The sequence below is a fragment of the Mycobacterium stomatepiae genome (genome assembly GCF_010731715.1).
Taxonomy (GTDB): domain Bacteria; phylum Actinomycetota; class Actinomycetes; order Mycobacteriales; family Mycobacteriaceae; genus Mycobacterium; species Mycobacterium stomatepiae.
The window spans coordinates 4,303,356-4,311,297 of record NZ_AP022587.1 but is presented as its reverse complement, the minus strand read 5'-3'; the positions used below and the strand labels follow the sequence as shown (position 1 = coordinate 4,311,297).

General features: G+C 66.4%; 5 protein-coding genes and 1 pseudogene. 2 read left to right on the top strand and 4 right to left on the bottom strand.

Annotated features, from left to right (window positions below; all coding sequences use genetic code 11):
- Window position 1 precedes the first annotated feature (1 nt).
- The gene (locus G6N54_RS20410; RefSeq protein WP_163791649.1) at window positions 2-439 is read right to left on the bottom strand and encodes an SRPBCC family protein; all 438 of its coding nucleotides are present in this window, start codon (window positions 437-439) and stop codon (window positions 2-4) included.
- A 129-nt stretch (window positions 440-568) separates the two neighbouring features.
- Here G6N54_RS20410 and G6N54_RS20405 point away from each other — a divergent pair, with 129 nt between their 5' ends.
- The gene (locus G6N54_RS20405; protein ID WP_372513237.1) at window positions 569-1,903 is read left to right on the top strand and encodes an FAD-binding oxidoreductase; all 1,335 of its coding nucleotides are present in this window, start codon (window positions 569-571) and stop codon (window positions 1,901-1,903) included.
- Entirely contained in the window at window positions 1,900-3,210 is a 1,311-nt protein-coding gene (locus G6N54_RS20400; protein WP_197939545.1) for a class I SAM-dependent methyltransferase, read from the top strand. Before G6N54_RS20405 ends, G6N54_RS20400 begins: the two co-directional genes overlap by 4 nt.
- 6 nt (window positions 3,211-3,216) lie before the next feature.
- Here G6N54_RS20400 and G6N54_RS20395 read toward each other — a convergent pair whose 3' ends face one another.
- The 3 genes and pseudogenes from G6N54_RS20395 to G6N54_RS20385 form a co-directional block, all read right to left on the bottom strand.
- On the bottom strand, window positions 3,217-5,136 hold the full coding sequence (locus G6N54_RS20395; protein ID WP_163791647.1) for a DNA polymerase III subunits gamma/tau: 1,920 nt from the start codon (window positions 5,134-5,136) through the stop codon (window positions 3,217-3,219).
- Window positions 5,137-5,264: 128 nt separating this feature from the next.
- A pseudogene (locus G6N54_RS20390) lies at window positions 5,265-6,310 on the bottom strand (IS30 family transposase).
- Window positions 6,311-6,625: 315 nt separating this feature from the next.
- Window positions 6,626-7,927, bottom strand: coding sequence for an aminotransferase class I/II-fold pyridoxal phosphate-dependent enzyme (locus G6N54_RS20385; protein ID WP_163791646.1), 1,302 nt, complete (start codon window positions 7,925-7,927; stop codon window positions 6,626-6,628).
- Between the last annotated feature and the right edge of the window lie 15 nt (window positions 7,928-7,942).

The following is a 7,942-nucleotide window of genomic DNA, read 5'->3' as shown; positions in this document are numbered from 1 at the left end:
CCTAGCCTTCGAGTTCCTTCTTCAGGTTGGCCAGCACCTCACCCTGAATCTTCTTCAACCCCAAGGGTGCAAACGTCTTCTCGAAAAAGCCCTTGACGCCGCCCGCGCCCGTCCAGCTGGTTTTGACGGTCACGCTGGATCCGGGACCGGCCGGCGCCACCGTCCAAGTGGTGACCATCGACGAGTTCGCGTCCTTCTCGATGACGCTGTGCCCGGCGACGTCGACGGTGGCTTGCACGTTGCGGCTGCGTGATTTGGTGGCCTGCAGCTTCCACTTGGCGACGGTGCCCTGGCCCTGGCCACCCGTCACGACCTGGTATTCGCTGTAGTGCGGGGACAGGATCTTCGGGCGCACGTTCTGGTAGTCCGCCACCGCGGCGAGCGTGGCCTCGGGCGCGACGGTGATCAAGATGGTGCTGGCTGCGCTGACCTGTGCCATCAGGCGCGACTCCTCTGTTGTGATGCCGCCCGCGCGCGGATGCACGGGGTGTGGTCGAAGACTAGGGTATATGTGGTGCCAGGTTCTCAATCTGCACTCTCGGCTCACGCAGCGGGCGTCGATCGGTTGATGGCGAGTTATCGATCCATCCCCGTGACGTCCGCGGTCCGGCTCGCCAAGCCCACGTCAAACCTGTTCCGCGCCCGCACTAAACGCGATGCGCGCGGCCTGGACACCTCGGGATTGACCGGCGTGCTCAGTGTCGACCCGGAAACCCGCACGGCCGACGTGGCGGGCATGTGCACCTATCAGGATTTGGTGGCGGCGACACTGCCCTATGGCCTGTCGCCGCTGGTAGTCCCGCAGCTCAAGACCATTACGCTCGGAGGCGCGGTCAGCGGCCTGGGTATCGAATCGGCGTCGTTCCGCAACGGTTTGCCACACGAATCGGTGCTGGAGATGGATATCCTCACCGGCGCTGGCGAACTGCTCACCACCTCGCGCGATCAGCATTGTGATCTGTTCCGCGCCTTTCCCAATTCCTATGGGACACTGGGCTATTCAACGAGGCTTCGAATCGAACTGGAACCCGTCCCGCCGTTTGTTGCGTTGCGGCACATCAGATTTCATTCGCTGCCCGAGCTGGTCGCAGCCGCCGAACGCATCATCGACACCGGCGGGCAGGGCGGCACTCCGGTCGACTACCTCGACGGGGTGGTGTTCGGACCCGACGAGAGCTATCTGTGCGTGGGTAGACGCACCACCACCCCGGGACCGGTCAGCGACTACACCGGCAAGAAGATCTACTACCAGTCGATGCAGCACGACGGCGCCGGCACAGACGGCTCCAAGGACGACCGGCTGACGATCCACGATTACTTCTGGCGCTGGGACACGGATTGGTTCTGGTGCTCTCGCGCATTCGGTGTGCAGAACCCGCGGCTGCGCCGCTGGTGGCCGCGCCGCTACCAGCGTAGCAGCGTCTACTCGAAGCTCGTCGCCGCGGATCGCCGCTTCGGCGTGTCCGACCGGCTCGAAACCCGCAAGGGACGGCCCGCGCGAGAGCGGGTGGTCCAGGACGTCGAGGTGCCGATCGGGCAGTGCTGCGAATTCCTGGAGTGGTTTCTGGACAACGTGCCGATCACCCCGATCTGGTTGTGCCCGTTGCGACTTCGCGATCACGAGGGGTGGCCGCTGTATCCCATACCTGCGGACCACAGCTACGTCAACATCGGGTTTTGGTCTTCGGTGCCCGCCGTTGGGGGCCCGGGAATCACCAACCGCGCGATCGAGGCGAAGGTCAGCGAGCTCGACGGGCACAAGTCGCTGTACTCCGACTCCTATTACAGTCGTGAGGAATTCGACCAGCTGTACGGCGGCGAGGCCTACAAGACGGTCAAGAAATCCTACGATCCCGATTCTCGTCTGCTCGATCTCTATGCAAAGGCGGTGCAACGGCGATGACGACAACCAGAGAGCCGGATCACTCCATCACGGGCAAGCTCAACATGGCCGAGGTGCTGGCCATCTTCACCGCAACCGGCGGCCATCCACTCAAGTTCACCGCGTACGACGGCAGCACCGCCGGAAGCGAAGACGCCAGGCTGGGCCTGGACCTTTGCTCGCCTCGTGGCACGACCTATCTGGCGACCGCGCCCGGCGAACTCGGCATCGCCCGCGCGTACGTCTCGGGCGATCTGCAGCCGCTCGGCGTGCATCCCGGCGATCCTTACGAGCTGCTCACGATGCTGGCCGACAGGGTGGAGTTCAAGCGGCCGTCGGCGTGGACCCTGGCCCAGGTGGTCCGCTCGATCGGTATCGAGCGCCTGGTGCCGATTCCACCGCCCGAGCTGGAAACGCCGCCCCGGTGGCGCCGTTTCGCAGAAGGCGTGCTGCACAGCAAGACTCGTGACGCAGGTGCCATCCATCATCACTACGACGTGTCGAACACGTTCTACGAATGGGTGTTGGGGCCGTCGATGACCTACACCTGCGCGGTGTACCCGGACGACGACGCGACCCTGGAAGAGGCGCAAGACAATAAGTACCGGCTGGTGTTCGAGAAGCTCAGGCTGCAACCGGGTGACCGGCTGCTCGACGTGGGATGTGGCTGGGGCGGCATGGTGCGTTACGCCGCACGCCACGGCGTGCACGCCATCGGCGCCACCCTGTCGGCCGAACAGGCGAAGTGGGCGCAACAAGCGATCGATGACCAGGGCCTCTCCGGGCTTGCCGAGGTGCGCCACTGCGACTACCGCGACGTGCCCGAGGACGGCTTTGACGCCGTCTCGTCGATCGGGCTGACCGAGCACATCGGGGTGAAGAACTATCGCGCCTACTTCCGATTACTCAAGTCGAAGCTGCGCACCGGCGGTCTGCTGCTCAACCACTGCATTACCCGCCACGACAACGAGCAGCACACGTTCGCAGGCGGTTTCACCGACCGTTACGTGTTTCCCGATGGCGAGCTGACCGGTTCCGGTCGCATCGTGACCGACGTCCAGGACACGGGTTTCGAGGTGTTGCACACGGAGAACTTCCGCCACCATTACGCGATGACGCTGCGCGATTGGTGCCGCAACCTCGTCGAACACTGGGACGAAGCGGTCGCCGAGGTGGGTCTCCCCGTCGCCAAGGTGTGGGGCCTGTATATGGCGGCTTCGCGAGTTGCGTTCGACCAGAACAACCTTCAGCTCCATCACGTGCTGGCCGCGAATGTCGAGCGGCGCGGCGCCGACCAGCTGCCGTTGCGCCCTTGGTGGCGGCCTTAAAACGGCTCAGGCGCCGTCGATCCGGCGCGCACCCAGCTCGTTCTGCAGCAGTTCGAGTGCCGCCTCTTCGGGGTCGCGGCGCGGCGCCGACGGATCGGTGCGGCCGGCTTCGGCGAGCATGTGTTCCTCTTCGTCGCGCTGAGCGGATTCCGCTGCCGCAGAATCGGTTACAGGAGGTTCCGGCTCGGGGGGCGGCGGCACCACTCTCCTGCTCGGCGGCGACGGCGGGGGCGCCTTACGCGGGGGCGGCGCGGCGGCTGGAGTCGCCGGGGACCCAGTTTCGCAACGGACCCGCCAGTTCACACCCAGCGCGTCCTTGAGCGCCTCGGCGATAACGTCGGCGTTGCGCTGTTCGGACAGTCGCTTGGCCAGCGGCGCCGACTCGTGCGTGAGCACCAGGGTGTCGCCCTCCACGGCACGCACGGTGGCACCGGAGAGCATCACCTCGGTGGTGCGGCTGCGCTCGCGCACCTTGTCCCGCACCGTCGGCCACATCGTCCGTACCGCGGTCGCATTGAGTTCTCCTGGGGCAGAAGCAGGTTCGGGTTCCGCTGTGACGTCGTGCGCCGGGTTCGGTACTGGATCGGGGGGCGGCGCTACCACCGCTTCGGGGACCGGCTCACCCTCCGGTTCGACCGGCTCAGGCTGCGGCTCGGTGGGCTTGGCCTCGACGGGTTCGGGCTTGACTTCAGGCTTGGCGGCCGGCTTCGCCGAGGGTCTCGTGAACTGAGCCGGTTTGGCGGCGGCAGCTGCCGGCTCACCGGGAATCGACATGGCCAGCCGGGTCTCGATGCGCTCGATGCGTTGCAGCAGTGCCGATTCGGCGTCACTGGCCGAGGGCAGCAGGAGGCGGGCACACACTACTTCGAGCAGCAGCCGGGGCGCGGTCGCGCCGCGCATCTCCCCCAGGCCGGCCTGCACCACTTCGGCGTAGCGGGTCAGCGTCGCCGCACCGATCCGGGCCGCTTGGTCGCGCATGCGGTCCAGCACGTCTTCCGGCGCGTCCACCACTCCGCGGCTTATCGCATCCGGAACCGCTCGCAGCACAATGAGATCACGGAATCGCTCCAGCAGGTCGGTGGCGAAGCGGCGTGGGTCGTGGCCGGCGTCGATCACCGATTCGACCGCGCCGAACAACGCCGCGGCGTCCCCGGCGGCCAGGGCGTCGACGGCGTCGTCGATCAGCGCGACGTCGGTGGCGCCCAGCAGCCCCAACGCTCGCGGGTAGGTGACATGGTTGTTGTCGGCGCCGGCTACCAGCTGGTCGAGCACCGACAACGTGTCACGCGGCGAACCGCCGCCGGCGCGGATCACCAGCGGGTACACCGCGTCGTCGACGGCCACGCCTTCTTGTTCGCAGATCCGCCCGATCAGCGAGCGCATGGTCTTGGGTGGCAGCAGCCGGAACGGATAGTGATGGGTGCGCGACCGGATCGTCGGCAGCACCTTTTCCGGTTCGGTGGTCGCGAAGATGAAGATGAGGTGCTCGGGTGGCTCCTCGACGATCTTGAGCAGCGCATTGAACCCCGCCGTGGTGACCATGTGCGCCTCGTCGACGATGAACACGCGATAGCGCGACTGCGCCGGTGCGTAGAAGGCGCGGTCGCGCAGCTCGCGGGTGTCGTCCACGCCGCCGTGGCTGGCCGCGTCGAGCTCCACCACGTCGATGCTGCCGGGCGCGTTGGGCGCCAACGCCTGACACGAATCGCACACCCCGCACGGGGTGGCCGTCGGCCCCTGCGCGCAGTTCAGCGACCGGGCCAGGATGCGGGCCGACGAGGTCTTGCCGCAGCCGCGCGGCCCGGAAAACAGGTATGCGTGGTTAATCCGGCCGGCTTCCAGCGCAATCGACAGCGGCTCGGTGACGTGTTCCTGCCCCACCACTTCGGCGAAGGTTGCCGGTCGGTATTTGCGGTAGAGAGCCACGCTCAGCAGGCTACCGGCGGACGCCGACTAGGGCCCGGCCCGGGCCGGGCGTCGAGTGCACCGCCGCGGCGGCTCCAAACATCGGAGCCCGCCGAGTGCGCGTCCAGGGCGCGATTTCGGTGGTGGATTCAAGGTTTGGTTGCAACAGTTGTGTCTGTCGGGGTGGACAGTAGCTTGTTGAGGCGGTTGGTGGGGTTGTCCCAGTTGAAGCGTTTTCGGGGTCGTCCGTTGAGTTCGTCGGCGACGTAGGCGAGGTGTTCGGCGTCGTGCACCGAAAGGTCGGTGCCCTTTGGAAAGTATTGCCGTAGTAGGCCGTTGGTGTTCTCATTGCTACCGCGCTGCCAGGGTGAGTGGGGATCGCAGAAGTAAACCTCGATGCCGGTGTCGATGCTGATGCGGGCGTGGTGGGCCATTTCGTGGCGTTGGTCCCAGGTCACGGTGCGGCGCAAGGTGGCGGGCAGGTCTTTGACCGCGGCGATCATGGCCTCGGCGACGGCCTCGGCGCTACGGGTATGGGGTAGGTGCAGCAGTCGGACATATCCGGTGGAACGTTCAACCAGCGTGCCGATTTGAGAGGCCTGGTCCTTGCCGATGATCAGGTCTCCTTCCCAATGGCCTGGCACGGCGCGGTCGTTAGCTTCGGCGGGCCGCTCACTGATGTTGACCATGCCTTGATACGGCCGCGGCCGTCACCGGCGCAGGCCCGTCGGCGCGGTTTACGCAACGCGCGCCCGGTGCGCAGGCATGTCCTCAGTTCCCGGCGCAGTTCTCCGCGCCCTTGCACGTAAAGCGCCTGGTAGATGGTTTCGTGGGACACCTGCATCTCCGGGCGGTCAGGATAGGTCGCGGTCAATACCCCGGCGATCTGTTCGGGGCTGTACTTGTTGACCAACAACGCTTGCACCTCGGCCCGCAATTGCTCACAGCGGCCCAACTTGCCGGTCTTGGGTCGACGCGCCCGTTGCTCGCTGCGCCGCTGAGCGATGCGCGCCGAGTAGCCCGACTTCGCGTCCCAACCGGCCCGGCGGGCCCCGAACCGATACCGGGCGCGATAACGGCCCACATGCCCTCGCATGACACCGTTGTGGGCAATCTCGCGCATGATCGTCGACGGCGCCCGGCCCAACCGGCGCGCCATCGAACGGATCGACTCACCGTGCGCGGTGCCGATCATGATCTGTTCACGCTCATCCGCCGACAGCCGCGGCCGTCGCTGTCCTTGAGGCTTTGACCATCGTGGATTCACACCACCAAACCTGCGAAACCACTTGCTACCGCACGTCGCCGACACGCCGACCGCCACCCCGGCATCCTCCGAGGACCATCCCGCAGCGATCAAATCCCAATACCGCCGCTGCACCACCAACAACTGAGGCTGACCCGTCATCAACACCCCTAACTACGAAGTGTTGCAACCACCCCTTGAACTCAAGCCGGGCGAGGCCGCCGTAGCGCACACTCAAAACCGTCAGCGCACACGCAAACGACGTCAGTTCACGCTGGGAGCCGGGGCGCCCAGCCGGGCCTCGGAGGCGGCCAGCAGGGCGCACGTCGCCAGCCCGTCGACCGCGTCGCGCAGGTCGGGCAGCGACGGGAAGGTGGGCGCGATCCGGATGTTCTTGTCCTCGGGATCCTTGCGGTACGGGAACGTCGCACCCGCCTCGGTGACCGCGATCCCCGCGTCCTTGGCCAGCGCGACGGTCCGGCGCGCGGTGCCCGGCCACACGTCGAGGCTGATGAAGTAGCCGCCCTTGGGCTCGGTCCAGGACGCGATCTTGGAGTCGCCGAGCCGCTGCTCGAGGATTTCCAGCGTCAGGGCGAACTTCGGGGCCAGGATCTGCTGGTGGCGCTGCATCTGCAGGCGAACCCCATCGGCGTCGCCGAAGAAGCGCAGGTGCCGCAGCTGGTTGATCTTGTCCGGGCCGATCGACTTCTTCCCGGCGTACTGCAGGTACCAGGCGATGTTGCCCAGCGATCCGCCCAGGAAGCTGACGCCCGCGCCGGCGAAGGTGATCTTCGAGGTGGAAGCGAAGACGTACGGGCGGTTCGGGTTGCCAGCCGCGGCGGCCAGACCAAGGATGTCGATCTGACTCAGGAACTCGCGTGTCAGGGTGTGCACCGCGTAGGCGTTGTCCCAGAACAGCCGGAAGTCGGGGGCGGCCGTGCGCATCTGCACCAGGCGGCGCACGGTCTCCCAGGAGTACGTCACCCCGGTGGGATTGCCGAACACGGGCACCGTCCACATCCCCTTGATCGCGGGGTCGACGGCCACTAACTCCTCGATCAAGTCGACGTCCGGGCCGTCGTCGCGCATCGGGATCAGGATCATCTCGATGCCCATGGTCTCGGTGATCGCGAAGTGCCGGTCGTACCCGGGAGCCGGGCACAGGAACTTGATGGCGGGCTCGTCCTTCCAGGGCCGCTGCGAGTCCACGCCGCCGTACAGCATTGAGAAGGCGACCAGGTCGTGCATCAACTCCAGGCTCGAGTTGTTTCCGGCGATCAGGTTAGGCACCGGGATCCCCAGCAGCTCTCCGAAGATGGCCCGCAGGCCGGGCAGGCCGGGCAGGCCGTGCAGGCCGCCGTAGTTGCGGGTATCGGTCCCCTCGGCGTCGCGGAAGTCGTCACCGGGCAGGCTCAGCAGCTGATTGGACAGATCGAGCTGCTCCGGGGCGGGTTTGCCGCGGGTCAGATCCAAGTGCAGCTTCTTGGCCTGCAACTCCGCATAGTCCTGCTGGTTGCGGGAGTGCAGTGCGGTGAGCTCTTCGGGGCTGAGGGAATCAAACGCCACCATGCTCTCTGGAGG